Genomic DNA, 3,241 nt, shown 5'->3' with positions numbered 1-3,241 from the left:
GAAGTCCGACTCGTACCCGGACGGCGTGGTCACCACGTACACGTACGACGACATGGGCCGGCTGCTGACCACCACCGGCCCGGTGACCACCAACGCGGTGGACGGCAGCAAGCACCAGGCCGTCACCGCGAACACCTATGACGTGGACGGCAACGTCGTCAAGACGGTGGTCAAGGACGCGCTGGACGCCGGCGAGCCCGAGCGGGTCACCACCATCGAGTACGACGAGTTCAACCGCCAGGTCCGCACGGTCAACCCGGTCGGTGACGAGCAGACCGAGGGCTACGACCAGTTCGGCAACCGGACGTCCGTGGTGGACGGCAACGGCAACCACTACGAGTACGCCTTCACCGCCCGCAACGACCTCGCCGAGGTGCGCCTCTACGACTGGCGCGGCGACCCGGACGGCGGCAGGCCGCAGGACGAGAAGCTCGGCTACGTCGTGCTGACCTCATACGCCTACGACTACGGCGGCCGGATGGCGGCCCAGGTCGACGCGATGGGCCGGCGGCTGGAATACACCTACCTCGGCGACGACCTGCTCGCCAAGATCGTGCTCAAGGACTTCCGCAACCCGGACGGCACCAAGCGCGACTATGTGATGCAGGAGAACACCTACGACGCCGCAGGCAACCTGACGCGGCAGGCCACCAACAACGGCCTCAAGGTGGTCACCAACGACGTCAACCCGTTGGGGCGCAACGCCGTGACGACGTTCGATCCGGGTGGCCTGAACCGCAGCACCGCCTTCACCTACGACACCGTGGGCAACGTCAAGTCCACCGTGCAGACCGGCACGCCGGTCAACGTGCCCTGGCCCATCGAAGCCGGCCTGAAGCTCCAGACGACCAACACCTACAACGCCAAGGGCCAGCTCGAGGCCGAGAAGGTCATCGACGGCAGCCAGGTGCGCACCACGTCCTACACGTACGACAGCCGGGGCCAGGTGCTGACCAGCACCGAGCCGCGCGGCAACGTCGCGGGGGCCGACAAGGCCGCGTTCACCACGACCCACCGGTACGACGAGAACGGCGACCGGATCCAGACGATCGCTCCGCGCGTCCAGGTGGAGAGCGGGGGCGCCGCGGCCACCGCGACCAACCCGACGGTGACCACCGGCTACAACGCCTTCGGCGAGGTCGTGGCCAGCCGCGACGCGCTCGGCAACGTCGCGCGCAGCCGGTACGACCGGATGGGTCGCGTGGTCGAGGTGACCGGCCCGATGTACACCCCGGCCGCCGCGCCGACGTCCGGCGCCTCGCCGATCACCAAGACGACGTACGACGCGCTCGGCAACGTGGTCGAGACCACCGACGCCCGCGGCAGCGTGACGCGCGTCAAGTACGACCGGCTCAACCGGGTCGTGGAGCGGGATGAGCCCGGCGCCACCAACGGCGAACGCGCGGTCACCAAGATCACGTACACGCGGACCGGCAAGATGCTGTCCACGGTGAGCGCGACCGGCGTCCGCAGCGAGGCGACGTATGACGATCTCGATCGTCAGGTCACGGCGACGTCGTTCGAGCGCAAGCCGCTGGCGAACACCTTCACCACCACGATGAAGTACGACGACGCCAACAACGTCGTGGAGACGAAGTCGCCGAGCGGCCTGGTCACGACGATGACCTACAACAAGATCGGGGAGGTGCTCACCAAGACCGATCCGGCCCTGGTCACCACCCGGTACGGCTACGACGCGTTCGGTAACACCGTCCGGGACACCGACGGCGCCGGCCGCTCCACCCGCCGCGACTACGACGGCTTCGGTCAGATCACCGCCGAGTCCGATCTCAGTCCGGCCAACAGCACGCTGCGGCGCGAGACGTTCACCTATGACGAGAACGGCAACGTCAAGACCCGCACGAACGCGCTGAACAAGACGGTCTCGTTCGCGTACAACGCGCTCGACCAGCTGATCCAGCAGGTCGAGCCCAAGAGCGCCACCGAGACCATCACCACCTCGTTCGGCTACGACGCGGCGGGCAACCGCACCCGGTACACCGACGGTCGCGGCCTGTCCACGTACTACACCGTCAACAGCCTGGGCCTGCCGGAGACGGTGATCGAGCCGCCGACCACGGCGCACCCGGCGCTCGGCGACCGCACCTGGACCGTCGGCTACGACCTCAACGGCAACGCCGACCGCCTGACGGCGCCCGGCGGGGTGGTGCGGGACCGCACCTACGACGCGTCGAACCGCCTGATCGGCGAGAACGGCAGCGGAGCGGGCAACGCGGTCAACCGGGGCATGACGTACGACCTCGAGGACCGGATCACGGCCGTCACCACGGGCACCAACTCGAACAGCTACACCTACGACGACCGCGGCAACCTGTTGAGCGCGGACGGCCAGTCCGGCACCGCCAGCTTCGCCTACAACACCGACGGTCAGGTCACCACCCGCACCGACACGGTCGGCACGGCGACCTTCGGCTACAAGTCCGGTCGCATCGACACGATGCTCGACGCCGCGTCGGGCGTCACCCAGAAGCTCGGCTACACCGCGGCCGGCCTGATGGAGAAGGTGGACTACGGCGCCGGCCGGGTCCGCACCTACGGCTACGACGACCTGGGCCGGCTCTCCTCGGACACGCTGAGGAACAGCGCGAACGCCGAGGTGGCGAAGATCGCCTACCGCTACGACGTCGACGACCACCTGATCGGCAAGGACACCGCCGGCACCGCGGGCGCCGGCAACAACACCTACGGGTACGACGACGCGGGCCGGCTGACGTCCTGGACGTCCAACTCCGGCACCGTCGGCTACGAGTGGGACGACTCCGGCAACCGGACCAAGGCCGGGGCGAAGACGGCCACGTACGACGAGCGCAACCGGCTGCTCAGCGACAGCGACTACACGTACGCGTACACGCCGCGCGGGACGATGACGACCCGGACCAGTTCCGGGCTCGCCGAGACGTACTCCTTCGACGCGTTCGACCGCCTGGTCAGCGCGGAGGGCCAGGCGTACGTCTACGACGGGCTCAACCGGGTGGTCAACCGGGCGGGCAAGGGCTTCGTGTACGCCGGGTTCGAACCGGACCCGGTGAACGACGGCTCCGAGCAGTTCGCCCGCGGCCCGTCCGGTGAGCTGCTCGCGGTCGAGGACAGCGAGAACAACACCCGGATCACGGTCTCCGACGAGCACGACGACGTGGTCGCCTCGTTCGACTCGGCCGGCGACCTGTCGGCGCTCGCGGCATCCACCGCGTACGACCCCCACGGCCAGCGGATCGCCCAG

General features: G+C 68.7%; 1 pseudogene. It reads left to right on the top strand.

The features are described 5' to 3' along the window. Positions 1 to 3,241 (top strand): annotated as a pseudogene (locus DMB66_RS58645) (RHS repeat protein); the annotation flags it as partial.

Source organism: Actinoplanes sp. ATCC 53533, from assembly GCF_003947245.1.
Note: the sequence above shows the minus strand (reverse complement) of the source record. Positions and strands in the feature narration are given on the sequence as shown.